Genomic DNA, 25,292 nt, shown 5'->3' on the forward strand with positions numbered 1-25,292 from the left:
TCGCCTTCACAGGCCAAAAATATCCGGGATCTCTGCGGGATGCCGCGCCGCTGTCTCATCCGATGCTGGGCACGCCGCCGTAAACGCCTCCCAAATACTTCTGAAGGATGTTGTCGTCACGGCGAATGCCTTGGATATCGGCCAAGCGATAGACTTCGGTCGCACCGGACGGAGACTTCTCACAAATGACCACCTCCTCCTTGAGAAGGTCATCAAGCAAGGAAACAGCGTGGCAACTCATCCAAAGCTGGGCACCGTGGGGATTGCGGTCAGGATCAAAAAACCAGCGCAGGATTTCCGGCAGGATCGCGGGATGAATTGCGACATCTAGCTCATCCACCAATGCTATGCCGCCCAATGCCAGCGCCCGGTGGAGGAGGGGGTAGATCTTGAAGAACTGCTGCGTGCCGTGACTTTCGATGAGCAGCGGCAAGGCACCGTCTAACCCGGCATGAACGAAGCGCGCCACCGGCCCGCCATTCTCGGCGACGATATGAACTTGGTCGACGCCCAGATCTATTCGTCGGATGTCCCTATTCAGGTCCAAGAGCAGCAGGTCATTTCGCGCGTATTGCTTAAGCAGATCACTGTCCGATTGTTCGAAGCGGGTCAGAAGAATGTTGGAATCGATCGCATTCGCAGAGCGGATAAAATTCAGGGCCAGCGCGTTGTTGAGCTGTCCCAGTGTAGAGATGACGCTGGCATCGGGACGGAGGATCGACTTTAAAACCGACAACTCCTTGGAAGTAGCTACCCACTTCGCAGCCTTAACTTCCCCGTCCTCATTCCGCTCGAATATACGAGACATGCGGGCAGTCGCGGACGGCCTGTAGTACAGGCTTTCCAAAATGACGCGGTCTCCCTCGGTGTCTCGTGATGAAAGCTCAAGGGTGTAGACGTAGGGACATGTTTTCGACAAATCTCCCGTCATCATCCCATCGAGTCCGGCGAATGTAAGCGAAAGACGCGTAATCTTTCCAATCATCTCCTTGGTTTCGAATTTCTGGTAGAGAAGGGCGTTCCCGGCCTGCTGTTGAAAGCTCGACTGTATGAACCAGGCCGCGAACGCCACTGCCCGTAGGACGTTCGACTTGCCTGAGGCATTGGCCCCGTAGATCGCCACGACCGATGGCGCCCTCAGATCGGATCCATCGTGGATCGGAACCAAGCGGCCAGGTTCATCGGGTACCTTGCGGCCGACGGTGAGATCAATGACCTGCCGCTCGCGGACGGAAAAGAAGTTCTCGATCTCTATGCGGTACAACATGCAGTCCCTCTGTGCCGTAACCTACAAGGCGAAAAGCATTTTTCAACGAAATTCTGGCAAAAGCGCGTTTTGAAATTTACAAAATGGTTCCATTCAGCAGGCAGACTTATGGAGCACGATCGGATAGTCCTCAGATTCATTCGAATTCTCGATGAGAGCACATGAGGCCATGGCGCAGTCGGCAGCGATTTCCGCGAAGATCGGACTTTTGATAATTCTGAATGTGGCGGTGCCACGGTTTGAGAATTGTATATTACATAATTCTCATTATGCGATATGTCAGTAATTCTGACCCAAATGGCGCTGCTACCTAGAATTTATCCGTTTCGGTGCCGTACCTAGAACGCTCGTTGCGATTTGCCTCTGAGCGATTGCCGTCTGGTTACAACAGGCCTTCGCGCTCCGCCTTCTTGCGTGCCAGCTTACGCTGCCGGCGGATGGACTCCGCTTTCTCACGTGCCTTACAAACGGACGGTTTCTCAAAATGTTGCTTCAGCTTCATCGCGCGGAACACGCCTTCGCCTTGCAGCTTCTTTTTGAGGACGCGCAGCGCCTGATCGACGTTATTATCGCGGACACTAACAAGCATGTGGAGCTTCACAATCTTGGAAATTACAGCGGCAACAATATAAAACGTTTGACTTTAAGCAAGTCCGCATTGAGGACGTTGATATTTTGAGGCAGCGATGACAGTTGAGACAAGGTTAATGTGGCATTGATGCAGATCTGTTGCCAGCGTCAAATCTGCTCCTGACTGAGAGGCCGGTCGGAAACTTAAAAATGCCACTACAGCGGAAAGATTGGCGGCGCCGCGCGGCGTTGGGTCAGCGAAACTCATTTTATATACAAATCAGAGATATCCAGCCACTTTTCATGCAAGCTGTAACTGCTTGGCAATATCCCCCAAAATCTGAGCGATGTGTTCTGTTGGATAGGGCTTCGGAAAAAACTTTGATCCCTCTGGGACATGCATATCTTTGAGGTCCACCTTGCCTGATGCGATAATGATCGCGACCGGCGGCCAGCGATCACGCACGTAGGCGGCGAGCTTCATACCGTCCATGGAGCCGGGCATGTCGATATCGGTGAACAGGATGCCGATGTCGTCATGCAGCTCCATCAAAATAATCGCGGCATCAGCGTTAGATGCGTCGTAGACCTTAAATCCTGCGTCTTCGATCATGTCGACAGCTTCCATGCGGATCAGGGGCTCGTCCTCGACAACCAGGACGGCCGGCGGCACGTGGGCTGTAATGTTCATGCTTACTCGTCCTCGGAATTTTTTTGGGAATCACGCTGTGAGACCTGACAGGGGTGCTGTCAGATTGAAGGCCAAACCAGTCGGATCGTAATTGAGTTCCGCAACACCGTAAAAATAGCCTGCGAGAGCCTGTTCGATCATCCGGCTGCCAAATCCGCGCCGTGTGGGTTTGGCGACTGCGGGCCCGCCGCTTTCCCGCCATGCGAACGTGAACCCAGCAGCGGGCAAATCTTCATTGGCTGTCCAGACAATGTCGATGCGGCCCCGGTCGTTGGACAGCGCCCCGTATTTTGTAGCATTGGTTGCGAGCTCGTGCAGGGCCATCGTCAGCGCCAGCGCTTGCTTCGAACCAATTGGAAGGTTCGGCCCGTAAATGCTGAAACGGTCCTCACCTGTGTGATGCGGCATCAGGGCCGCCTCAACGACGTCCCGGATATACGTTTCTGTCCATGTCGAATGGATCAACCTGTCATGCGCTTGCGACATCATGCTGATGCGAGACTGGATTGCAGTGCGTGCGTCGTCGAGACTATCCGATTGTCGCAGCGTTTGCGATACCATGGCATGCACCATCGCCAGTGTATTTTTTACACGGTGGTTCATTTCAGCAAGCAGCAACTGACGCTGCTCCTGCGCCACCTTGATCTCGTGGATGTCGGTGCAACTGCCATACCAGCGCTGGATTCTGGCGGTCGTATCCCGCATCGGCTGCGCACGGCCCAAAACCCAGCGATACTCACCGGAGTGATGCTTCAAACGATACTCGATCTCATAAGGCTCGCCCGACTTTAGACTGCTGCGCCATGCCGCCCAGGCCCGGTCCTGATCGTCGGGGTGAAACATCCCGTTCCACGCTTCACCGTCCGTCGAGCCCTCTGGCACACCGGTGAACTCATACCAGCGCGCGTTGTAGTAGTCATGGAACCCATCGGGCATCGTCGACCAGATCATCTGATCGACAGAATCCGCTATCGCGTGGAATTTCGCTTCGCTGTCCTGCAATTGGCGTTCACGTAACTCCAACTCTTCCAAATGGTGCCGCGCCTCATGCTGCCGCGCCCGCGCGGAAAGGGCGGACCTGACGGCGCGCACCAGTTCTTCGGCGTGGAGTGGCCGCGACAAGAGGACAACGTTGCGCAGCGCGTCCACGCGCGTCATCGCCCGATCAGAACGCCGACCCACTCCCTTATTGGCCAGCACGATGAACGGTATGTCGGACCAGGATGGCTGCGCGTCCAGCGCCGCCGTCAGGAACGCGACATCGTCCGCGGCCAAAGCCTCTTCCGTCAGAAGGACGACGCCGATGTGGGCACCAACAAACGTTGTCAGGTCTGCGAGGCTCTGAGCCGTGACGGACGTCAGACCGGCGTTTGTCAAAAGCTGCGACGCAACTACCGCGTCCCGCCCGTGGGGGGCTAGGACGGCAACGGATGTTCTAAGATCAGGCGGACTTTCATCAGCCGAACCACCTGGCACGTCATCCTCTGTCACTTGGCACTGTCTTCGTTAGCGCCGTCGAGCGACAGCAGGTCGCCATTCGTCGGCGTATAGACCGGTGTGCCGGATAGAATGCCGGTGAAGTTGCGGATCGGATCACCGACCACGATGCCATTGGCATCGATCCGGAATTCCCGGATCGTACGCTCATGATCCGACGTCCGTGTCTTGATGACAGCAATGGATTTGCGGACCTGACCTCCGGCCTCGAAGAACCGCAGCATCATAACCGTGTCCGCAAGATAGCTGATATCGACATCCGAGCGCAGATCGCCGGTGATGCCATGCTGTCCGAGGATCATCAGGCACACCACGCCCTGTTGTGCCAGATAGCTCAGCAACTCATGCATCTGCAGGACGAGAAAGTTGTCACTGGGCATGGCGTGCAAGTAGGCGTTGAGGCTGTCGATCACGACAACGCTGACGTCGTCCTCCTCCACCGCCGTCCGCACGGCACCCGCAAACTGCCCCGGTGACAACTCCGCCGGATCAATCTGGCGGATTTCCAGAAGGCCGCCATCAATGAATGGCTGCAAATCCATACCGAGGGCTTTGGAACGGATCATCAAGGTCGACAGTCGCTCATCGAACAGAAAGTAGGTGGCCTTCTGACCACGTCGCAGGGCAGCAATCATACACCGCACGGCAGTCGTTGTTTTGCCGACACCAGCTGGCCCCGCCAGCAATGTATTGGTTCCGGGGAAAAGGCCCTCACCCAGCAGAGCATCGAGTGCTGCGAGGCCTGTCGTGACCGGCTCACTTGAAAAGCTACGTTTGTGATCGGCTGCGACCAGGCGCGGATAGACACAGATCCCACCCGGTTCGATGGAAAAGTCGTGGTAGCCGCCATAGTATTGCACGCCCCGCATCTTGACGATGCGTAACCGCCGCCGCTCGGAACCGAAATCACTGACCAGCTGTTCCAGCGAGATTACGCCGTGGGCGATGGAGTGCAGCTGGAGATCACCGGGTTCGGATGTGCGATCGTCGAGCATCAGGACGGTGCATTTGCGGCGCGCGAAGAAATGCTTCAGCGCCAGGATCTGACGCCGGTAGCGCAAGGGGTTCTGCGCGAGAAGCCGCAGCTCCGACAGGCTATCCAGCACGACGCGGGCCGGGTCGGTCCGTTCCACGAGGTTGATGATGCCCCGGATCGTCTCTCCAAGCTCGACCTCGCTGGGATGCAACAGGGACTGCTCATGGTCTGCGCCAAATTCGTTTTCGGCGACCATCTCGAAGAGATCGATACCATCGAGCGTCCATCCGTGCGACTTTGCCACGGCCTGCAGTTCGGTTTCAGTTTCCGACAGCGTGATGTAGAGGCTGCGCTCACCCGACTGGCGCCCCTCCATCAGGAACTTCAGTGCCAGCGTTGTTTTACCAGCGCCGGGTGTCCCCTCCACAAGATACAATCTCTCAGGCGTCAGACCGCCGCGGAGCACTTCATTCAGGCCCGGGGTACCGGTCAGAAGCCGGGGTTGGGTCCCCCCCCACGTCGTATCTGGCATAAAATGGATCCGTCTTCATGATGCCCATCGACGAGAGATGGACCAGGCAAAGTTCAGCAGACGATAATGCCTTTATGTCATCTAATCCAGCCATGGAATTATGGCAGATCATTAGTAAACGCAGTTTAAGAACAGGTAGATACGAGCAGGAAGACGTTCGGCAATGTGTCTGCTGCCACCAATCTGTCTGCAAACTGATGTACATTAGCCTGACAAAGGTGTTTTCGAATTATCGTCTTCGATAACGACAGTTCTTTTCATGACAGGCTCAAGTGCCGAGGGGATTTATCACGATGAATAAAGAGAGTAGCGCGCCCGAAGAGGAACAATGCGCTGGGATGGCAGCGCTTTCCATCTGTGAGGCCCTTCTGTTGGCACTGAAAGATCAACGTATTTTACCTCAAAACGAGTTTGCCGGCATTTTGCAGGATGCAGCAGCTGCGCACGAAAATGCCCCGGGCTCTGAAGCCGAGAAAAATACGCACCGACAAGTCGCTGCGCTGATCAATCGCATAAATCTAGGCGAAAAATCGGGTCTTAAGCCGTAACCAAGTCACCGATCGACGTGGAAGTTATGACCCCCGGTCGAAAGGCTCAGGTCTTGAGAGTATGAAAGCCCGTGCCAAGGCTATGGAATGATGTCAGTTTCGAAGTCGCGCTGAAATAATGCAGCGACATCCGGCAGCTTTTCAGCTACTTAGTTCACGCTGAACAACACGATCCTGCGACAAGTTAGCAGTTTGCCGGCCTGATCCTGTCCGTTGCGGCGGCGCATAATGCGGCCAGGATGAGGGACAACAAAGCCCTGAGGCGGGCCAGGATCTTGCGGATGTTGTGGCCGCAACCACAAAGCACGGCGAAGACCGCATCGCCGAACGTCCCCTTGAGCGGGCATCGCGACAGACGTCCGTCAGTTTTCATGTGTCCAATCTCTGGTTCTATGGCGCTTCGCCGCCTCAGCAGTGTCTTCAACTTTGGCGTCAGGCCCCGGCGCTTGCCGCTGATCAGCACTTTTGTCGTCGATACACCGTGGCCGCGATAGCCGCGGTCCACGACGGCCAGATCCGGAGGCCGACCGGTCAGGATCGCGACCTGCTCCAGGGCTTCGGGCAAACGCCAGCGGGTCAAGCAGGACGGATCGACAGGGAGACGGTGCTGGAAGAATGTCTCACCGGTGAAGTGCTGGTCGTAAGGGTTCTCGACCCATCGGGCGACGACGGCGTCGTCGGACAGACGATAGGCATGTTGGAGAGACAGCAGCCCCGCGACTAGGCGCGGCGATGGTGCTGGCCGCCCTGTCGTGGCAGGAAAGAAACTGGCCCATTCGGTTTCGAAGAACTCCCAGTCAATCAGCTTTTCCAGTTTCGCCAATGCGTGGCGAAGATCGATCATCTCAGTCAGGCGGGGCGCATGAGCAGAAGCCATGGCACGGTACCGATGAACGCATCCCCCGGCGTCGCCAGAAGAAGCCCCGCACCGATCAGCCCGCCACATGCCGCGACCGTCACAATGGTCCGAAGACGCAACGCTCCCTCTGCTTTGATGTCATCCCGGTATGCCCAGGCACTTCCGATGTAACCAGGCAACGCCGTCAGCGTCGCCGTCGCGTTGGCCATGATTGGCGGTACGCCAAGCCAGACCAAAGCCGGAAAGCTGAGCAACGTTCCGCCGCCAGCGACAGCATTCACACCGCCGGCTAATAGACCGGCGATCACAAGCACGAAAGTCGAGAACATGCGTAAGCATCCGCCGAAGGCCGCCGCTGTGCCCTATCAGACGGGCTTCGGAACCGCTTTTGGTTTGCGTGGCTTTGGTGCCCATTTTTTGGCGAGGCGCTCAAAGTTGTCGAGGATGCGGCCGATCTCTGCCTCATCTGGGTCGAACTGTCCGCCATACCATTCCAGCATCCGGTCGTGTTCCTCGTGCTTGGGATCGGTCATTGCATCAAGGAATTCAGCATAACCGGGCACGCCACCGACATCTTCCGGGGGACAAGCACCGATAGCCCTGACAAGGCGCGGATATGCGGCGCCCGGGATGGCGTCATCGATCTTCTCGACCTTGACCACATGGTGCCAGTTGTCGCCGAAGTCATAGACGTAATGAATGGTTTTGGTGCCGACATCTTCGAGCACATCGAGCAAGCTTGTTTTGCTGGCGGGCAGCGGATCATCGTAGTCGTATTCAGGATCTGGCACGCCCCAGCCGACTCCGCCGGCCCGGAACTCATAGAGATGGCTGTCGGTCCATCCCATGGCGGCTTGGATCACATCATGTAGGCGGTTCAGCTTGATCTTGAGGGGCACATCGAAGCGCCGGAGCACCTGAGGTGCGACATCGGATAATGTGACCTTGAGGCGCGCGACCGGTATCATGCAGCAATCCTCCCCCATTTGCGTTGCTGACTTCCAGTGCCATGGCAGCAGCTCTGGCAGCCGTGACACGGGCAAATCCGGCAGGCGCGCGAGCACATCGGCCATCCATGCCTGCGGATCGATATCATTCATCTTTGCCGTGACGATGAGGGTATACATGAAGGCCGCCCTGTCGCCACCGCGCTCTGACCCTGCAAAAAGCCATGACTTTCTGCCCAATGCGATACCGCGCAGAGCGCGTTCGGCGGCATTGTTCGTCAGGCAGAGGCGCCCGTCATCAAGGAATGCGGTGAAGGCCTCCCAGCGACCTGTCCCGTCGAGCATGTAATTGATCGCCTTGGCGACAGGGTTGTGCTTTGACATCCGCGCCCGCTCGGCCAGCATCCAGTCATAAAGATCCTTGACCAGCGGCGCGACCCGCTGGCGCCGGACTTCATGACGCGCTGCAGCTGACAGGCCGGTGATCTCGCGCTCGACAGCGAAGATGGCATCGATCCGGGTCACAGCGTCCAGCGCGATGGGCGAGATTTCTTCTGCCACCTTTTTTGCCCTTACGGGCGATGGACTTGATGTCGGCCAGCTCGAATAACTTGCGTCTGGCATGGCTCCAACACAGCGCAGAGCGCACCGGGCCCGGACTACGATCTGCCAGATACAGGTCATTGTAGCCGCCATAGACGTCCGATTGCAGCACACCATGCCACCCGGCCAAATGCCGTGTCGGGTGTTCCTTGCGACGATCTGTTGAGAAGTGGAAGAGCGCGGCAGGCGGCGCACCCCCATCCCATGGTCGGTCATCGCGCACATAGGTCCAGAGCCGCGCAGTCTTGGTGCCGCCGCGCGCCAGAAGCGGCACGGTCGTGTCGTCACCATGCAAACGGCCACCGTCCAGCACGTGGCGCGCGATCAGCGCATGAATGGGGGCCAGTGCTATACAGGCATGACCGATCAGATCAGCCGGTGGTAGACAGGCTGAGATCGACACCTTCCCGCGCAATCCGATCGGATTGGCGGTTCAGTGGTTGGTGCTGTCCATACTTGTCGAAAGCAATCATGGCGATCAGCTGCGGCCCGGCCCAACCGCGCGGAATGGCGTGGAAAGGCGCTGGCGGCTGGCTGATCTTCTCGCATGACCGACAAGTGAACTTTTCGCGGACGGTCTGGATCACCTTCCACTGCCGCGGAATAACTTCCAGCGTGTCGGTAATGTCTTCACCCATCTTCACGATGCGGTCCGAGCCGCAGCAGGTGCAGTTGGTCGGCGCCTCAACCACCACACGCTCGCGCGGCAGATGCTCGGGAAAGGGTTTGCGCACCGGCTTGCGCCGCGTGAAGGCGCGCACGGTGCTGGCCTTGTCCTGCGCTGCGGCTTGTTCAGCCGCCAACGCATCCTCGGTGGCAGCTGCTTCCAATTCCTCAAGCTGCAATTCCAGCTGATCGATCAGCCGCGCGCGACGCTCGGAAGAGATGCCGTATTTATCGCGCCGCAACTTTGCGATCTCCAGCTTCAATTCCTGGATCATTGCTTGCGTGCAAGAGGCCAGGGCGCGGGCCTGTGCCAGTTCGACCTCCGCCGCGTGCGCGCGGGCTGTCTGCGCGGCAAGGGCGGCACTCAATCTGGCGATTTCGGAAGCGGCATCTGACATGGCAAATATTTACCACAGACAGCATGAAGCGCCAATAAAAACAGGCGTTTCACCGTAATTTACCCAGCCGTTTTGGGCCTCTGCGTCCAGCGTGGGTTTCTCCAGTCGATCCCTTCCAGAAGATAGCCGAGCTGGGCGGCGGATATCGAAACAGCCGTCCCATCCTGGCTGACCGGCCAGATGAACTTCCCCGCCTCAAGCCGCTTCAGATACAACGACATGCCGACACCGTCATGCCAGAGCAGTTTAACCAGATCGCCTTTTTCGCCCCCGGAAGCAGAAGATCTCACCGGTATGCGGATCACGTCCAAGGCCCTGCTGGACCGACAACGCCAAGGTATTCATCCCGCGCCGCATGTCCGTCACGCCACCCGCGATCCACACGTTCGTGCCCGCCGGAAACGCGATCATCGCCCCACCGACAGACTGTTGAGCAAACGCGCTGCAGCCTCCATGTCAAAGTCGGACGGGATCGACACACGACAGCGCGCGCCAAAATCGACAGTCATCACAGGTGCCGGCGGAGCCGGCATATTATCAGGATCAGGCCCACCTGGAGCTTCGTCGATGTTAAAAACACGCAAAAACTTCGGGCCAGAACTCAGCAAACCATGCCGACAACGATAGCGCCAATCGTAAAGCTGGGACCGCGAAACGTCATGGCGCCGCGCGACCTCGGCCAAGGTCACGCCATTGACAAGGCTTTCCTCAACGATCCGGACCTTCTCGTCATCTGTCCAGCGGCGACGCCGCCCAGTATCAGAGACTGATAAAACTTGAATGCGGGGGGTGTTCTCGTGTGCGTCCATAAGAACACTCGATAAACAATCACACCCACAAGCAGCCAGACGGCCCCCGGCGAATGTTTACGAACATGCAGAGGACCTTTGCGTCTTAAAAAGCGCTTGTCACTCAAAGTTCGATTGGTCTGCAACTTGGTACGTTTTGCGCGTCAGTTGCGTGAAGGTCGCCCTGCAACGCAGGTGCGATAGGGACAAAGGACCGGCCACTGCCGATTGATACGTCTTTGGCCGATCCATGCCCGAAAACCTTTCGGACCTCTGCCTCAGTCATGGACCGATCCGGGCGCGGGACTGTTTCACGACAACGCCCTCTGCATCACAGGTCAGTCGCACCCGCCACTGCTTTGTCCAGAAGGTAACACGCTGCCGGCCGGCATCGTCTCCCTCTCCGGTTTCAGACAGGATGCGCACGTCGCCATCCCGCATTTTCCTGCGCAAACCGTCAGGCTCCATTGCGAGCAGTGGCGCCAAATCGGCGCCGTCGACCGTGACCTGACCGTTTGCTAGACTGAGTTTCATGTTTCTGGTTGGCCTCTCGTGAACCTTGCAAATTCAGGCTGCCATCAGGTCGTCGCCCGGACCGAAATACTCGTAATGAATGCGGTCCAGTGCCACGGGGCCTGTCACACAATATTCTAGAAACGCTGTCGGTCCACCGTTTTCGCACCCTGCCCTGAAGGGGCTACTCGACGGTCTGACGTTCATCCGTCAAAAGGACTATCCGGTGCGCGGCACGCACGCCGCCTGAACACGGGTTACTGCCGGTCTGCGAGATCGCCAGTAACTTCCCCAGACGTATTTACGTTGTCTGCGACATCCCCCAACGGGCGAGAATCTGATCCACAATTTGTGACATGTCATCGGCAATGATGTCAGGCACCGGAACGTCCTCGACACGCATCGCAGCATTGCCGGGACGTCTAACCAAAGCCGCCGCACATCCCGCTGCCTGTGCGCCAATCGTGTCCCACAGATGGCAGGCCACCATGCACAGGTCAGTGACGTTCACGTTCAGCGCCCCGGCGACCATGTTGTAGGTCTCTGGTGCAGGCTTGAACCTGCGGATCTCGTCCACGCTGAAAGATCTTTCGAAATATTCCGAAATTCCCGCGCGCTCCAGCGGCGTGGGAGACGCCGCCGGCGGCGAATTTGTCAGCGTCACCAACCGGAACCCGGCGTCCCGGAGTTTTTCCAATGCAGGACGTACATCCGGCAAAGCTGGCATCGATCCGATGTGACGTTTCAGATCGTCGACATCGCTGTCGGCAATCGCAACGCCCTCGGTCTCGCCCACCATCCGCAGGACGCCCCCGGCCAGTTCACCGAACGGGGCATAGAGACCCGACACCGTCAACGCCTGCGAATAGAGAACCAGCTCTGCAAACCAATTTCGCATCTTGGCGGGATTGCCGAAAATACGCTCGAACACAGGCTCCAGCGTTGTCAGGTCAAGAAGTGTCTCGTTCACATCGAATACGATGATGGAAGGTGCTTGGGACATGTCGTCTCCTTTTTCAGATTACATAGAGATCTGGCGGTGCTTGTGCGACGACGCAACCTTCGAGCTTGTCACCGGCACTAAAACCAGCACGAACGACTTGATCGCATTTCCGATTCGGGTGACGTTGCAAAAACACGAGATGCGTCGGATAGGTGATCTGCAGCACGGCGATTTGCCTGCAGTGTGGGGAGACTACGATGTCACAAACGTCCTGTCCTGCGACCGGGGCCAACTTGGTGCTCCATGACCTGCCAACTGCAGCACTGAAGGCTGCGGTTCAAGCTGCAAACATTGGTGTGTGGCACTGGGATCTGACGTCAAACATCATTGACTACTCGGATCTCGCGCGATGCATCTTGGGACTATCACGCTCCGGCCCGGTCACAACTGAAACTGTGCGAGCTCTGACCCATCCTGAGGACTTGCCTCGCACCAGGGAGATTGCACGACAGGCTCTCGACCCGGATGTGCGCGGCTCGGAGGTCTATTCCTATCGCATCATTCGTCCTGACACAGGCGAAACACGCTGGATACAGGCCCATGGGCTGGCCCAATTTGGTCTCGTCAACGGACTTCAGGCAGCAGTGACCTATTCCGGTTCGATCCAGGACGTGACAGAAAGCCGTGTCTTGCGCCAGGCGTTGGAGGATCAGAGCGCCCGCCTCCAACTCGCGATTGAAGCGGGTGACCTTGCGGTCTGGGATCTGGACATCGCATCGGACACGATCAGCCCTTCACCCGAGATGAACCGCTTGTTTGGCTTTCCGTCCGACGCCACGCCGAGCGCGGAGGACTTTCGGAGACTCTACGCACCCGGGGAAGAAGACCGGCTGAAGGAGGTGAGTGCCGCGCAAATGGCGGACGGCGGCACGAAGGTACAAAGCGAAGTACGCTACGTCCTGCGCGACGGTCGGGAACGGACGTTTCTCCTGCGCGCTGATATTCAGCCAAAAGAGCCTCCGTTTACACGTGCTATTGGCGTCTTGATCGATGTGACCGATCGCGTGCGGCGTGAGCAACAAGTGACAACGATTGCGCTGGAGATGCGCCATCGTCTGAAGAACGCATTCGCGGTCATCAGTGCGATCGCATCGCGCAGCTGGCCAGCCAGCGACAAGAATGAAGGCCTGAGATGGTTTAAGGGTCGCCTTCAAGCCATCAGTGCAGCAACAGATCTGATGTTTAGGACCGACGCCGAAGCGTTGCTGGTCGCAGACCTGGCAGATCGCATTATTGCACCCTACCGCCACCCGGATCACGACCCAATCACGTTGGAGGGGCCGGATATTTCAGTACCTCCAGCCCTCGCCACGCCTTTGGCGATGGCGCTGCATGAGCTTGCTACCAATGCCGTGAAATATGGCGCCTTGTCTGTACGCGAGGGTAAAGTCACCATCCGGTGGGAGGTCCTACCAGACGGCAGCATCCGCATTGTCTGGCAGGAGATTGGAGGCCCACCGGTCAAGGCTCCCGCGCAAAGTGGATTTGGCTCAACTCTGCTCAGCAACGCTCTCTTTCCACCGCCGCACCGGGTCGAACACGATTTCAATCCGGACGGTGTCAGATATTCCATCGAGATACGGACGGATTAGACACTAATCCGCCGCTGTGGCGCAGGGCATCAATCAAGAAAAGTTGGGCGGAAGGACTGTCACAACATCCGAGTGATTGCGACGCGTCGTGGTGGTATCCAGCATTGCGTCGAGCAACGTTTCCGCCCGCTCGAAATGATCCGCGTACGCCGTCACACTGAGGCGCTCGATAGGGAGAGCCTCGATACCTACGAGGGCACCAGAAACGAGAATTTTCATATCGGGCCGGTGCAATTTCACCATCCGCACCGTTGTATAAAGCGCGTGCATCGAAGAACTCGACCCGATCGAAAGACCCAGGATTTCCGCGGGAGAGTTCACAATTTCTGCCAGTAGGTCAGCTACGTTCACGTTGGCCACAAGCTGAATGTCCCAACCTTTCGCGCGTTGCAGATCTGCTGCCATCTGAACGCCGAACGTGTGGTCGTCGCCGGGAACGCTCGCGAAGACGGCTTGCTTCCTTTTCTTGGTAATGACGACATCAGCTGGCTCGGAAGTCGTTCGGAGCAACGCTTCCATCCGCGCAGTCGCCACGCGAACGCTCATGAATGTCACCTCATCCCTCAGCCACAAGGCGCCGAGGTGATCCGCGACTGGGCGTAGGACATCGAGGCACAGCTCGCGCCGTGTCAAATTGGTTGGAAACAAGCTCACGATGGCCGCGCGCCCGCCCGCAGCGCCTCCGAACATAAACTGTTGACCGAGCCAGTCCCGGTCTTCGGTGCACAGTTGCAATTCACCATTCCCACTTAGAACTGGAACCCAACATCAATTTCGAACTTCTGTTCCCAAATTGGATACTGTTGCGTTCTCCCAATCCTCTGCGTGTAAAGCCCACGATCCGACATCTGGAGCCCAGCAGAAAATTGCAGGTTCGCGCACCGCGGTTGAGATCCGTTCCCATCGGACCTCGACATTTTGCTTCACGGCCGTCGGAAGTGTCGCTTCATTGCGCCCGCTTTACTGCTCACGCGGGGCAGATTCTCCAGCACCCAAAAAATTCGCGACGACCTTCATTCCTTCGATATTGTCGGCGACGACCTTGAACACGATGAGGACCGGGACGGCGATGAGGGCACCGGGGATTCCCCATAGCCAGCCCCACGTCACCACAGTTAGGAAGACCGCAACGGTATTCAATTCCAGCCGTTGCCCGAGTAGCGCAGGCGTTACAAAACTTCCCTCCAGGGCGTTCAGGATGAGATAGGCGGCCGGCGCCAACGCGGCGTAGGAGAGGCTGTCGAAGGTTAGAATTGACAACGCGCCCACCAGGGCCACGCCGATGAGGGCGCCGACAAAGGGCAGGAAGTTCAGCAGGAAGACCGCAGCTCCCAAAATATAGGCGTTAGGCATGCCGATCACAAACAGCGCTAGACCAACACAAATTCCCAGACCCGCATTGATCAGCGCGATGGTCAGCAGATAGCGTGATACGCGTCTTTCAATGTCGTGGACCATGGTCAGAGCACGCTTTTTGTCGCTGAGCGTCCGGAGCGACTGCAGGATCTTGATGTAGAACATGTGGCCCGAAGCAAGCAGGAACCCCGCCAGAACCAGCGCCACGGCGAGGGTAGCCCCGATGCTGCTGACAACGCTCAGTGCACCGCCGACCGGCGTCGGCCGCTGAACGACCACTTCCTGCTTCACAGGATCGGACCCGGCAACCTCCGCAACCGCTTGGCTGGCTTCTCGCACCTGCTCAAATTTCTGGAAGATGCCACTGAGCTTAGTTTGAAGCTCGAACCGCATTGCGTCTGAATTGTCCATCCAACCCAGAATAGTGGCGCTGGAATAGTAGATCGCGACCGCAATGGTGCCTGCAGTCGCGCCGATGAGACCTAGAGCGGACACCCAGTGCGGTACGCCAATCCGGGCGAGGCCACGGGATATCGGAGACAGGGTCAGGGTAATCAGAAAGCCCAACAGGATCGGTAGAAGGAAGTCCCGGGCCACATAGCATGTCGCCGAAAGAGCGATCAGAGTGACGACGATCAGACTGCGGCGGATCGCCTCGATATGGCTGGTTCGCTTCATGATAGACCTGACAGAGATCAGCTGACGTTGAGTGACCGAAAACTACGTAAAACTTTATCGGCGCTTCTGGTTTCATTCAATGAGACGGCTTTGTTGTAGCAAAGCCTTCTTCAATACTGAACAATCAGTGCTTGTCGCACTCCGCGGCAATGTCACTGGCTTCAAAATTAAAAATGTCTTGAAGCCAAATTCGTGAAACGCCAAAATAGAAATCCTCGCCTGATTTATAATAAAACTGTTGCGACCTGTACCGCGACGCATCAAACCCGGGTAAGCGTGTCACCCAAATCGATACGGGGCGTCAATTGCACCCGCTCCTCCCCCGGATCCTGACCCAGGACGCGTGCTGCGATAATCTTTGCAGCCCGGTTCCCAATCTCGAACCTGCACGCGTCCATCGTGGCTAACTTGCGCGGCAATCCGTCCAAAATCTCGAGACCGTTAAACCCGGCCAAGCCAATCTGACCAGGAATATTCACGCCTTTATCCAAGAGGTACATCAACCCACCTGCGCCGATCATATCGTTAGAATAGTACAGAAAATCGAGTTCGGGATGCCTGGCTAGCATAGCCTCGGTCATCTCTCGTCCCTTGGTCAATGCGGACCCACCGGCATAGAAATCGTGGTCTACAATCTCTATGCCGGACTTGGCCAGCGTACACGTGAACCCTTCAAACCGCTTGCGCGCACGGTAATCCAGCGGCATCTGCGTCCCCATGAAGCCTATTTTGCGATAGCCTGCTGCGACAATGGCCTCTGCCATCTCTCGCCCCGCGCGCCGGTGCGAAATGCCGACGCAGGCATCTATGGGATCGCCGTCAGTATCCATTATCTCAACCACTGGAATGCCAGCCCGCGCCAGCATCGCCCGCGATTGATCCGAATGCTCGAGCCCAGCGATAATAATGCCGGCGGGCCGCCAAGACAACATCTCGAACAGCACCTTCTCCTCGCGCTCAGGACGATATTCCGTCACGCCAAAGACTGGCTGCAGGTCGGTATCATCCAGCGCATCGGAAACACCGGACAGGACTTCCGGAAAGACCATATTCCTCAGAGACGGAATGATGACGGCGATCAGATTCACATGGCTCGACGCCAGCGATCCGGCAATGCGGTTGGGGACGTAACCCAGTCGCTTGATCGCGTCCTTGACTTTGTTCCGGGTCGTAGCACTGACATCTCTCATGTCACGCAATACGCGACTCACAGTCATTTCGCTGACGCCCGCCACCTCGGAGACGTCGCGTATCGTAATTGGTCGGCGTGGTGGCTTTGTCAACGGAACGGTCCATTCCATGGTGCTTGCACGATCCTGGCCAGACGCGCATTTTTTGTTCGAGTGCACCACATTGTCCCAAATCTGTTCTCAATTCAATAATTCTACATCAATCGGATAAAGGTCCATCCGAAACCGACAATAAAACCTATGGTTGAGGCAAGGCTTTTAACAGTGACCGCCCTGTCACGCGTACCGATTGCTTTCTTTGCAGGGGGGGATGCCAATCCACATGATCAAAAGGGGTCTTTAAGAGCCTTCGATATAATTTCTAGAATCAATCTATCGCTGAAGGTCGCAGATGGCGCCTTAACGCCACCTGCAATTTCCGTATTTCAATCCGCTGACGATCAGTTCGTGGCACCACCGGTGTTAGTGCAGATCGTGACAACTGCCATTACCATGTCAGAGGACATGCTGCCCATGCTGCCTCCCGTCGCGTCGGCGCTTGTTGTTGCGCCACCAGCGGGCGACGTCGCGCTATCTGTTGCAGGAGCATCGGTGGATGCATTGCTGTCTGTCGACATACTGCCATCGCTCGAGGCGGTCGCGTCAGTGGTCCCGTCAGATGGCATCGTGCCATCGGTCGTGGCACTGCCATCCGCATTTACGGTCGCATCGGATTGCGTGTCCGTCGCTGGTGCATCCGTCGCCATCGTGCCCGTCGTACTGCTGTCAGTTGTTGCAGCAGCGGCATCGGTTGATCCTGCGGCAGCGGCATCCGTCGTGCTACCATCAGTGCCGCTGGTTGCGCCCGCACCCATTGCTCTCCCTTTACCCGCGGAGGCCAGGGTCGAAGCAGCGGATTCCTGATCTGCTGGCGCCAGCGCCAGGAATTGCTCACAGGTCATCATTGCGCCGTCAGTATGTGCTGCAGCGAATACAGGCGATGCAGCCCCAAGCATTGCGATCGCGCTGATGCCACTCATAAGTGTCAGTTTCATGTTTCGGTTCTCCTCACCAAAGTTGCGCATGGCGAACGCCAGCGCATGTAGGCCAACGCAAAAATAAAGCAAAAGTTGCCTGCCTCAAAATAATCGAGTTTTGAACGGGCTAGGCATGATGGGCCAATGGTTTGTTTTGACGCCGATCAGGTAGCAGCCTGCGGCTGCGCGGTACGCTGCATCTTCAGGGTCAGGAAACTTGTCGGCAATGCTGATATATTGCCTCAAAAAATGGGTTCTCACTCTGCCGCGATGTGGCCAAAAGCTTAAAAATGTTATCGATTGATTCTTTCTAAATGCAGGTTCGGGGAATCGAACCGCGCCGTCATTGCCACGGTTCCCGCCTGCATGGCAAAGAAGGTAAAGGTCGCGAGGACAATTGCCGTGCCGGCCCCCATCAGAAACGCGGTCATTTGTAGGTCCCTCCGGTGCGTCCTTCGATCTGGTCGAGCCAGATTTCGTGGTGTTCCTTGGCCCAGTTGCGGTCCACCTGACCGCCCCACATCGCCCAGAACGCGCCCTGCATGCCGACGGTCCCGATGTAGATGTGGCCGATGAAGATAGCGATCAGCAGCAGACCGATGATAGCGTGGATCAGCATGGCCCAGGACAGCGTCCCCAGCGTCGCCCAATAGTAGGGGAACATCAGGGTCACGCCGCTGACGACCATCAGCGCACCGCCAAGGATCGCCGACCAGAAGATCAGCTTTTGCCCGGCGTTGAACTTTTTCGCGGGAATATGGCCACCGTCCGTCGCCATGCCACCCAGATGGCGCAGCCAGTGCAGGTCACGCTTTTCGGGAATGTTGCGCCCCATCCACATGACCGCCATCAGGATGATCCCGATCGCAAAGGACGGGAAGAACATCGTGTGGCCCCATGTCGAAATCCAGCCGACAGCGCCGATAGCCGCCTCGCCGAAAGGCGCAAACAGCGTCTTGCCGAAGGCGATGACCAGACCGGTCAGCGCCAGCCCGATAAAGCTGACGGACGTCAGCCAATGTGTCGCCCGCTCGAACAGGTTAAAGCGGCGAACCGTGTGTTTGCTGCGCCCATGGGCGATCGGCACCCGACCGCGGACAGCAAGGATCAGCGCCAGCAGAAAGCCCATGCCAAGGATCGCCATCGCGCCCAGATGTGTCGCGATGTCGGCAACACCCAGCCGCCAGTCACGGCCGAAGGGACGTTCGAACAACGCCGCGTTCGGGTAAGGCAAAGATGAAATCCCGACCGTGCGCTCTGCCGGACGCAGCATGGCGCCAGTGTTATCGCCGTAGATGGACCAGCTCTCGGTGAACTTGTCACCGTTTGCCATCGGCGCGTTGGTCATCATCGTGTCCGGCACGACGCTGTAGTCGGGCCGCGCTGCATCGGGCGACGGACCGGTTTGGTAACGTTCCGCCTGGAACGTCGTGCGGTCCGCAAGGGCCACGCCGGTTAGCAGGCCGCTGGCCGCATCCTGCGCGCCCATCTGCTTGCCGTTGTATTCGGTGACACCCCATCGGACCTCTGGCACCGTGCGGGCATCGCCGTCGAAGATCTCGTAGATCTGCCACACCAGCGCGATGGCAAGGATGAAGGCGACGATCGCGCCGCCAATCCGGTAGCGGGTGAAATCCCGCCCGTGAACAATGACCTCGTCGCTCATGCGCCCTGCTCCGGATAATATGCAGTTTTCCAGCCCCATGCACCGGAGCCGAAGCCACGGGCCACGACGCGCTCGCGGTAGATTTCGCCGATCACGTCACCGTCACCAGCGAGCAGCGCGCGGGTCGAACAGACCTCGGCGCAGATCGGCAGCTTGCCTTCGGCAATGCGGTTGCGACCGTATTTCTTGAACTCCGCCTCTGATCCATTTTCTTCGGGACCACCGGCGCAATAGGTGCATTTGTCCATCGTGCCGCGCGTGCCGAACAGGGTCGCGCGCGGGAACTGCGGCGCACCGAAGGGGCAGGCGTAAAAGCAGTAACCGCAGCCGATGCAGGTGTCCTTATTGTGCAGCACGACACCGATGTCGGTCTGATACAGGGTGCTGACCGGGCAGACCGCGACACAGGGCGCATCGGTGCAGTGCATGCAGGAAATCGCAACGGATTTCTCTCCGGGTTGGCCGTCGTCGATGGTCACGACGCGGCGGCGCACCATGCCCCAAGGCACCTCGTGTTCATTCTTGCACGATGTGGCGCAGGCATTGCATTCGATGCAGCGGTCCGTGTCGCAAAGGAATTTTAAACGTGCCATCAGACAGCCTCGATCCGGCAGAGTGTTGCCTTGGTTTCTTGCATTTGTGTTACGATATCATACCCGTAGGTCTGGATCGTGTTCGTCGCCTCGCCAAAGACGTAGGGTTCGGTGCCGTTGGGATACTTCGTGGTCAGGTCTTCACCCATCCAGAAACCTGCGAAGTGGAATGGCAGGAACACCGTACCTTCACCGACGCGCGGGGTGACCAGCGCCTTGACCCTGATCCGACCGTTAGGTGATGCAACCCAGCAATCGTTGCCGTCGGTCACGCCTGCACGGTCCGCGTCGGCGGGGTTGATTTCGACGAACATCTGTTGCTGGAACTCGGCCAGCCACTTGTTCGACCGGGTCTCGTCGCCGCCACCCTCGAATTCCACAAGCCGGCCAGAGGTCAGCGTGATCGGGAAATCCTTGGCGTAGTCGACATTCTGGATGCTTTCATACAGCACCGGAACCCGCCATTTGCGCTGATCCTCGTAGGTTTTGTATTCCGGCAGCAGGTCGCGGCGCGCGGTCAGCAGCGGCTCGCGGTGTTTCGGGATCGGGTCCGGGAAGGTCCAGACCACCGTCCGCGCCTTGCCGTTGCCATAGGGCGCCAGACCGTGGGCGATCATGACGCGCTGGATGCCGCCCGACAGGTCGGTCTTCCAGTTCACCCGCTGAACCTTGTCGCGTAAAGTCGCATTATCAGGGGCATCTTCTTGCGGATTGTCCGCCAGATAGGCTTCAATTGCTGTCATGGCGTTGTCAGGATAATCGCCAAAACGCTGGGCAATAGCCGTCTGGTCGCTACTCGTTTCTGCGTTGGCTCCACCCCAGCTTTCATCGATATCGTCAGATCCACCACTCTGCCCCCTCAGTGCAGCCAGTGTCAGTTGGCTCATCGCTTTGTCCGCGTCGGCTTCGGTCATGCTGAACATGTCGTATTTAAAGCGGTCGGCACCTATGCTTATGATAATCAGCCTTTCTTTCGCGGTCAGCTCGTCGGTCCAGCCCAAAGCATCCAGCATGCCCAGTGTACCTTCCGGGTAGCCATCCTCGATCTCGCTCCCAGCTGGAAAGCTGTCCTCGGCCAGCAGGTTTTCTCCATCATGTTCCACACCCCAACGGGCTCTAAAAGGCAGACCACCCTCTGCTACCGGTTTTGACGTATCGTACAAAATTGGTGTGCCGGGATGCCCGTCCTTGGGATTCCCCCATGCGGGCCAAGGCAGGCAGTAGTATTCGCCCAGCACCGGTTCCGACATGCCCTTCAGCGTGATGCTGTCGAACTTGTCCTGATGCTGCATGTGCAACTTCAGCCGTTCCGGACTTTGGGCGGTATAACCGATCGTCCAGGTGCCCTTGTTGATCTCGCGTAGCAGGTCCTCGGCGAACGGTTCGTTGTTCTGGACGCCGATGTGTTTGAACATCTCGTCGGCAAAACCGAAGGCTTTCGCCAGCAGATAGGTGATCTCGTAATCGCTTTTCGCCTCGAACAGGGGATCGAAGACCTTGTCACGCCATTGCAGCGACCGGCTGGAGTTCGTGACAGAGCCGTGGATTTCGGCGGTCGACGACGCAGGCAGCAGATAGACGTTGTCTTGCTTGTTGGACATGATCGCGACCTGCGTCGGGTGCGGGTCGATGACGCAGAGCACATCGACCTTGTCCATGGCCTCGCGCTGCTCCGGCCCGCGGGTAATAGAGTTCGCGGCGTGGCCCCAGAACATCATCGCCTTGACCGGGTTCGGCTGGTCAAGGTTTTCTGCGGGTTCGAGGATCGCGTCCATGTAGCGGGACAGTGGCATGCCCTCGGCTTGCATCAACTCTTCTGATTCGAAGCGCGACAGCATGTAGTCGTAATCCACATCCCAGACTCGGCTCCAGTGCTTCCACGCGCCTTTGGTCAGACCGTAGTAGGCTGGCAGCGAGTCGCAGGACACGCCAAGGTCCGTGGCACCCTGCACGTTGTCGTGGCCGCGAAAGATGTTGGCGCCGCCACCGGTCTTACCGATATTGCCCAGCACCAGTTGCAGGATCGAGGCGGCGCGCGTCTTGGACGACCCGACGGTGGACTGCGTCAATCCCATGCACCAGATCAGCGTGCCGGGTCGATTTTCGGCCAGTGTCCGGGCGACGCGCGCGGTCTGCTCTGCCGGAATGCCGGATACGCGCTCGACCTCTTCCAGCGTCCAGTGTTGCACCTCCTCGCGGATCTGATCCATGCCCCAGACGCGTTGCTTGATGTATTCCTTGTCTTCCCAGCCGTTCGCGAAAATCTCGCGGACCAGACCCAGCAAAAAGCCAATATCGGCGCCGGGCCGGATGCGGACATATTCGTCAGCGTGGGCGGCGGTGCGGGTAAAGCGGGGATCGACGACGATCATCTTGCCGCCGTTCTCGCGTCCCGCAAGGACGTGCAGCATCGAGACCGGGTGCGCCTCGGCGGGATTGCCGCCGATGATCAGGATGGATTTGGCGTTGCGGATGTCGTTGAAGGTGTTGGTCATGGCGCCGTAGCCATAGATGTTCGCCACGCCGGCCACCGTTGTCGAGTGACAGATCCGCGCCTGGTGATCGACGTTGTTGGTGCCCCAGAACGCCGCCAGCTTGCGGAACAGGTAGCTCTGCTCGTTGGAAAACTTGGCCGATCCCAGCCAGTACACCGAGTCAGGCCCGAATTCCTCGCGGATACCGTTCAGCTTCTCGCCCAACTCGCTGATCGCCTGATCCCAGCTGATCCGGGTCCACTCGCCGGCGACCTTTTTCATGGGATACTTCAGACGGCGGTCACCGATCGCGATCTCGCGCATGGCGGCACCCTTGGCGCAATGCGTGCCCTGGTTGATCGGGGATTCAAACGCAGGCTCCTGCCCGACCCAGACGCCATTCTCGACCTCTGCCCAAAGCGAGCAGCCAACCGAGCAGAACTGGCAGATCGTCTTGTGGTAGGTCGTGGACAGCGACGGCGTCGCCGGGGCGGTCTGGGCCTGCACGACCCGGCCAGCGCTGCTGCCGACGGCACCCAGTGCCAGTCCGGCCAGTCCGGAATTGCGCAGAAATTCGCGTCGAGTGCTGCCCACTCGGGGCGTTGAGACGGTCGGAGTCGTTGTACGGCGACGCAACATCACAAGGTCTTCCTGTTGGGGGTCAGCTGCGGGACAGCCGATAGTATGTGGCAACGTGATCCGTGGTCACGAATTGTGGCTGGCGCGGATCGACGGGCAGAACGATGGGTGCAGCGGCTTCTGCCGTGCCGGCACCAAGCGCCAGACTGACAGAGGCCAGTGGCACTCCCGCCAGCAAGCGGCGACGGATCGGATCGAGTTTATCGGGCATTGAACTCACTTTGTAAGAATGAAAAAATCGTAGTCCTGTGCCGCAGGGAGGCAAGGATAAAATAGTACAAATCCGAGCGCTACTGATCTATCGTAAGGTCGGTGACCGATGAAAGACCTGCTTGCGCATAAGCCCCCGGAGTTCCGTCGTCTTCGCGTGCAATTACGCTGAAAGATCCGTCAGTTTCGAGGATGACGGCGCTCGCATTTTCGATAGCACTGGCCGCGCTTTGACGGATCACGGTCATCAGTTCGACCTCGGTGATCCGTTCGCGATGCAGTGCGCCGCGGCAGATGGCACCATCGCGCACCAATAAAGTTGCGTCCGATCGCACTAGCTCCGCTACTGTTGAAGACCGGACCGATGACCACGCCACGATCCATTGCAAACCGATCAACACCGCGAGCGCTAAGAGTCCCTCGGCAAGAGCCACGCTTTCAGACAAGAGGATCGACGCTAGCGTCGATCCGAGGGCCACCGTCACGATCAGATCAAAGGCGTTGAGTTTGGCAAGCGTGCGCTTGCCTGATATACGCAACATGATCAGAAGTGCGGGATAAGCTAGCACGCCCACGATCAAAGTGCGGGCGAGACCGGACCAGTTCTGAAATAGCATTTCACTGATCATTTGGAACTTCCTGTTATCCGAAGGCAGTACCCCTTCACACTTCATCTTTGCTGTTCATGCGGTGCGTTCGTTGCGAGATCGTCCAAGCCAGAGTTGCGCCTATAAGTGCGGCACCCAATGATAGCGGTTTCCTGTCCGCACTTCCTTGTTGCCTATTTCGCGAGACATACTTGTTGTCTTCAGCCGAAGACGCATGCTCATCTTTGCTCTCTGTCCAGTCACAACCTGCGAGCTTATCCGGGCGGGTGTCGGCCTTAACGGCCCCGCGTTGGCCTTCCGGCTGTGCCGGCCCGGTGGTCGTATCCTTGCGGGTCTGATGCTCTATTTCAGAGTTCAGCTCAGCCCCTCCGAGGATGATGAACGCAGACAGCCAGAGCCATGTCAAAAGGATGATGACACCACCAAGCGTGCCGTAGGTTTCATTGTAACTTCCAAAGTTTTGCGCATAGAGGGAAAACCCGATCGTTCCCACAAGCCAAAGGATCGTCGACAAGACTGCCCCGGGGCTGACCCATCGCCACTTTGGATCCTGGCGAGACGGCCCGAAGCGATACACGATGGCAAGTCCAAACATCGTCAGAACAGCCAGCAACGGCCATTGCAGCCAGGAAATCGCAGTCTCAAAACCATCTGGCAGGCCAAACAGACCGACGACGGCTGGGAGGACAAGGATGACACCAAAGGCCAGCAGCAGGCCAAAGATGAGAAACAACGTCAGCGCCACACCTGTCGCGTACAAACGGACGAAACCGCGTGTCTCGGTCTCGTCGTATGCGATGTTCATCCCCTCCATCAGGGTCATCATCCCCTTGGTGGCACCATACAAGGCCAGCAGAAAGCCGATAATTGCGGCAAACCCCGTCGCCGTTTCACCGCCGCCGGTGACCTGAACAATCTGATCCTGAATAATCGCGGCCGCGTTTTCCGGGAGCAGACTGACGATTTTGCCGAGCTGGTCAGCGATATCACTGGGGTCAAGGACGAAGCCGACGATTGCAACGAGTGCCGCTACGGCGGGGAACACCGCGAGAAGGCCAAAGAATGCGACGCCAGCTGAGACGACTGACACGTGATCATCCGACACCTCGGATTTCACCCGTTTCAGGATGTCCCACCACCCCGCTGTTGGGATCTCAGCAGGGTTGGTCGCTGCCTGCCCGCGCATGTCGTTGGCCATCGTCAGTCTCCGATAAAAATGGGCCGGCAAAAGGCGACTAACAGTTTAGTCACCGTTTCGTACCTAATTCAGGCTGAGGTTTCAGGCTGAGGTGAGGTTTTGCTATCTATTAGGATGGTAAATCAAGAGTGGCGAAGGTCTGCGTGAATAGATCCTGCTGCCGCCCATGTGCGACTTCCAAATGCAAGCAGTGCCCGCAGCCGAATGGCTACGG

Annotated in this window: 26 protein-coding genes and 2 pseudogenes; 2 read left to right on the top strand and 26 right to left on the bottom strand. The window is 57.9% G+C overall.

Annotated elements, in window-relative coordinates:
• Positions 1-55: 55 nt before the first annotated feature.
• From GLR48_RS21880 to GLR48_RS21900, 5 genes are all read right to left on the bottom strand, one after another.
• Entirely contained in the window at positions 56-1,267 is a 1,212-nt protein-coding gene (locus GLR48_RS21880; RefSeq protein WP_237065639.1) for an AAA family ATPase, read from the bottom strand.
• A 382-nt stretch (positions 1,268-1,649) separates the two neighbouring features.
• The gene (gene rpsU, locus GLR48_RS21885; RefSeq protein WP_237065641.1) at positions 1,650-1,856 is read right to left on the bottom strand and encodes a 30S ribosomal protein S21; all 207 of its coding nucleotides are present in this window, start codon (positions 1,854-1,856) and stop codon (positions 1,650-1,652) included.
• Positions 1,857-2,138: 282 nt separating this feature from the next.
• On the bottom strand, positions 2,139-2,528 hold the full coding sequence (locus GLR48_RS21890) for a response regulator (RefSeq protein WP_237065643.1): 390 nt from the start codon (positions 2,526-2,528) through the stop codon (positions 2,139-2,141).
• 30 nt (positions 2,529-2,558) lie between these two features.
• Positions 2,559-3,803: a sensor histidine kinase gene (locus GLR48_RS21895; RefSeq protein WP_237065645.1), complete on the bottom strand. Its 1,245-nt coding sequence runs from the start codon at positions 3,801-3,803 to the stop codon at positions 2,559-2,561.
• Positions 3,804-4,015: 212 nt separating this feature from the next.
• On the bottom strand, positions 4,016-5,533 hold the full coding sequence (locus GLR48_RS21900; RefSeq protein WP_237065647.1) for an ATPase domain-containing protein: 1,518 nt from the start codon (positions 5,531-5,533) through the stop codon (positions 4,016-4,018).
• A 293-nt stretch (positions 5,534-5,826) separates the two neighbouring features.
• Between GLR48_RS21900 and GLR48_RS21905 the strand changes: the two genes are divergently transcribed.
• A complete protein-coding gene (locus GLR48_RS21905; RefSeq protein WP_237065649.1) occupies positions 5,827-6,081 on the top strand; it encodes a hypothetical protein in 255 nt (84 codons plus the stop codon).
• A 184-nt stretch (positions 6,082-6,265) separates the two neighbouring features.
• Here GLR48_RS21905 and GLR48_RS21910 read toward each other — a convergent pair whose 3' ends face one another.
• From GLR48_RS21910 to GLR48_RS21945, 10 genes and pseudogenes are all read right to left on the bottom strand, one after another.
• Positions 6,266-6,958 carry a transposase gene (locus GLR48_RS21910; protein WP_237065651.1) on the bottom strand — a complete coding sequence of 231 codons (693 nt, stop codon included), beginning with the start codon at positions 6,956-6,958 and terminating at the stop codon, positions 6,266-6,268.
• A pseudogene (locus GLR48_RS21915) lies at positions 6,946-7,269 on the bottom strand (TSUP family transporter); the annotation flags it as partial. The pseudogene GLR48_RS21915 and the gene GLR48_RS21910, both read right to left, overlap by 13 nt.
• A gap of 36 nt (positions 7,270-7,305) precedes the next feature.
• Positions 7,306-7,926, bottom strand: a complete 621-nt coding sequence (locus GLR48_RS21920; RefSeq protein WP_336886671.1) for a plasmid pRiA4b ORF-3 family protein — start codon at positions 7,924-7,926, stop codon at positions 7,306-7,308.
• A gap of 9 nt (positions 7,927-7,935) precedes the next feature.
• A pseudogene (gene tnpC / locus GLR48_RS21925) lies at positions 7,936-9,554 on the bottom strand (IS66 family transposase); the annotation flags it as partial.
• 59 nt (positions 9,555-9,613) lie between these two features.
• Positions 9,614-9,859 (bottom strand): IS66 family insertion sequence element accessory protein TnpB, encoded by a 246-nt coding sequence (gene tnpB, locus GLR48_RS21930; protein ID WP_442915861.1) that lies wholly within the window; start codon positions 9,857-9,859, stop codon positions 9,614-9,616.
• Positions 9,801-9,965: an IS66 family insertion sequence element accessory protein TnpB gene (gene tnpB / locus GLR48_RS26145; protein WP_442915862.1), complete on the bottom strand. Its 165-nt coding sequence runs from the start codon at positions 9,963-9,965 to the stop codon at positions 9,801-9,803. The genes tnpB (GLR48_RS21930) and tnpB (GLR48_RS26145) overlap by 59 nt, the downstream gene beginning before the upstream one ends.
• Positions 9,962-10,363, bottom strand: coding sequence for an IS66-like element accessory protein TnpA (gene tnpA / locus GLR48_RS26150; protein WP_442915863.1), 402 nt, complete (start codon positions 10,361-10,363; stop codon positions 9,962-9,964). Before tnpA ends, tnpB (GLR48_RS26145) begins: the two co-directional genes overlap by 4 nt.
• A 261-nt stretch (positions 10,364-10,624) precedes the next feature.
• Positions 10,625-10,876: a DUF6522 family protein gene (locus GLR48_RS21935; RefSeq protein ID WP_237065653.1), complete on the bottom strand. Its 252-nt coding sequence runs from the start codon at positions 10,874-10,876 to the stop codon at positions 10,625-10,627.
• A 280-nt stretch (positions 10,877-11,156) separates the two neighbouring features.
• Complete coding sequence (locus GLR48_RS21940) at positions 11,157-11,858, bottom strand: haloacid dehalogenase type II (protein ID WP_237065655.1); 702 nt, start codon at positions 11,856-11,858, stop codon at positions 11,157-11,159.
• 13 nt (positions 11,859-11,871) lie between these two features.
• Positions 11,872-12,024 (bottom strand): hypothetical protein, encoded by a 153-nt coding sequence (locus tag GLR48_RS21945; protein WP_237065657.1) that lies wholly within the window; start codon positions 12,022-12,024, stop codon positions 11,872-11,874.
• A 70-nt stretch (positions 12,025-12,094) separates the two neighbouring features.
• Here GLR48_RS21945 and GLR48_RS21950 point away from each other — a divergent pair, with 70 nt between their 5' ends.
• A complete protein-coding gene (locus tag GLR48_RS21950; RefSeq protein ID WP_237065830.1) occupies positions 12,095-13,450 on the top strand; it encodes a sensor histidine kinase in 1,356 nt (451 codons plus the stop codon).
• A gap of 33 nt (positions 13,451-13,483) precedes the next feature.
• Here the strand turns inward: GLR48_RS21950 and GLR48_RS21955 are convergent, their stop codons facing one another.
• The 11 genes from GLR48_RS21955 to GLR48_RS22005 form a co-directional block, all read right to left on the bottom strand.
• Positions 13,484-14,185, bottom strand: a complete 702-nt coding sequence (locus GLR48_RS21955) for a cobalamin B12-binding domain-containing protein (protein ID WP_237065659.1) — start codon at positions 14,183-14,185, stop codon at positions 13,484-13,486.
• A 225-nt stretch (positions 14,186-14,410) separates the two neighbouring features.
• Positions 14,411-15,484: an AI-2E family transporter gene (locus tag GLR48_RS21960; RefSeq protein WP_237065668.1), complete on the bottom strand. Its 1,074-nt coding sequence runs from the start codon at positions 15,482-15,484 to the stop codon at positions 14,411-14,413.
• Positions 15,485-15,744: 260 nt separating this feature from the next.
• Entirely contained in the window at positions 15,745-16,785 is a 1,041-nt protein-coding gene (locus GLR48_RS21965) for a LacI family DNA-binding transcriptional regulator (protein ID WP_237065670.1), read from the bottom strand.
• 329 nt (positions 16,786-17,114) lie between these two features.
• A complete protein-coding gene (locus GLR48_RS21970) occupies positions 17,115-17,708 on the bottom strand; it encodes a hypothetical protein (protein ID WP_237065672.1) in 594 nt (197 codons plus the stop codon).
• 275 nt (positions 17,709-17,983) lie between these two features.
• Positions 17,984-18,121 carry a hypothetical protein gene (locus GLR48_RS21975; RefSeq protein ID WP_237065674.1) on the bottom strand — a complete coding sequence of 46 codons (138 nt, stop codon included), beginning with the start codon at positions 18,119-18,121 and terminating at the stop codon, positions 17,984-17,986.
• Positions 18,118-19,356: a formate dehydrogenase subunit gamma gene (locus GLR48_RS21980; protein ID WP_237059319.1), complete on the bottom strand. Its 1,239-nt coding sequence runs from the start codon at positions 19,354-19,356 to the stop codon at positions 18,118-18,120. The genes GLR48_RS21975 and GLR48_RS21980 overlap by 4 nt, the downstream gene beginning before the upstream one ends.
• Positions 19,353-19,949 (bottom strand): formate dehydrogenase FDH3 subunit beta, encoded by a 597-nt coding sequence (gene fdh3B, locus GLR48_RS21985; RefSeq protein WP_237059317.1) that lies wholly within the window; start codon positions 19,947-19,949, stop codon positions 19,353-19,355. Before fdh3B ends, GLR48_RS21980 begins: the two co-directional genes overlap by 4 nt.
• Positions 19,949-23,062 (bottom strand): formate dehydrogenase subunit alpha, encoded by a 3,114-nt coding sequence (locus GLR48_RS21990; protein WP_237065676.1) that lies wholly within the window; start codon positions 23,060-23,062, stop codon positions 19,949-19,951. The genes fdh3B and GLR48_RS21990 overlap by 1 nt, the downstream gene beginning before the upstream one ends.
• Positions 23,063-23,084: 22 nt before the next feature.
• A complete protein-coding gene (locus GLR48_RS21995) occupies positions 23,085-23,273 on the bottom strand; it encodes a hypothetical protein (RefSeq protein ID WP_237065678.1) in 189 nt (62 codons plus the stop codon).
• 79 nt (positions 23,274-23,352) lie between these two features.
• Positions 23,353-23,901: a DUF421 domain-containing protein gene (locus GLR48_RS22000; RefSeq protein ID WP_237065685.1), complete on the bottom strand. Its 549-nt coding sequence runs from the start codon at positions 23,899-23,901 to the stop codon at positions 23,353-23,355.
• A gap of 34 nt (positions 23,902-23,935) precedes the next feature.
• Complete coding sequence (locus GLR48_RS22005; RefSeq protein WP_237065687.1) at positions 23,936-25,078, bottom strand: YihY/virulence factor BrkB family protein; 1,143 nt, start codon at positions 25,076-25,078, stop codon at positions 23,936-23,938.
• Between the last annotated feature and the right edge of the window lie 214 nt (positions 25,079-25,292).

It is taken from the genome of Loktanella sp. M215, assembly GCF_021735925.1.
In the GTDB taxonomy this organism is placed as follows: Bacteria; Pseudomonadota; Alphaproteobacteria; order Rhodobacterales; family Rhodobacteraceae; genus Loktanella.